The following is a 568-nucleotide window of genomic DNA, read 5'->3' as shown; positions in this document are numbered from 1 at the left end:
GTCATCGAGTCCACGGTCCGCCCGCCGAAGGCGACGGCAGCGAGGACGGCGAGCGTGGCGGCGATCAGCCATGCCGCGATCACCCGCCAGGGATGGCGGGCGGCGCTTGCGCCCAGGCGCAACAGGGCTTTCGAGAGCATCGGGTCCTCCAACCACCTCGTCGGCCGTCCTTGTACGGCCGCCGATGCCGAGGCTCGTCGCCACGGCGTTCCGCGGCATCGGCCCGCGGGCCGTGGATCCGTCAGCCCCGGGGCTGAGTGACGACCCGTCCTTTCGGCCGATGCGCGGCACGCCGCGGTCCCTAGGCTGAGAACCGTGCTCCGAGACGACCTGCGAACCCTGTGGACCGAACCCCGGCCGCCCGGCGCGCCCGCCCGGGTGCGGCGGGACTGGGCGCTGCTCGCCGCGGGCCTTGCCGGTGTGGCGCTGGAGGCCACCCTGCGGGAGAACGTCGTGTGGCGGCCGGTGGCGGTGGTGTTCGCCGTATGGCTGTGCCTGCTGCTCCTGTGGCGCCGGACCCGCCCGCTGGCGATGGTGACGCTGGCGTTCGGCTCGGTTTTCCTGCTTA

Annotated in this window: 1 pseudogene; it reads left to right on the top strand. The window is 73.6% G+C overall.

From position 1 onward, the window contains the following. Positions 1 to 315 precede the first annotated feature (315 nt). Positions 316 to 568 (top strand): annotated as a pseudogene (locus tag TN53_RS41925) (transcriptional regulator); the annotation flags it as partial.

Source organism: Streptomyces sp. WM6386 (assembly GCF_000972385.1).
In the GTDB taxonomy this organism is placed as follows: domain Bacteria; phylum Actinomycetota; class Actinomycetes; order Streptomycetales; family Streptomycetaceae; genus Streptomyces.
The sequence above is the reverse complement of the archived record's forward strand: the minus strand, read 5'-3'. Positions and strand labels throughout refer to the sequence as shown.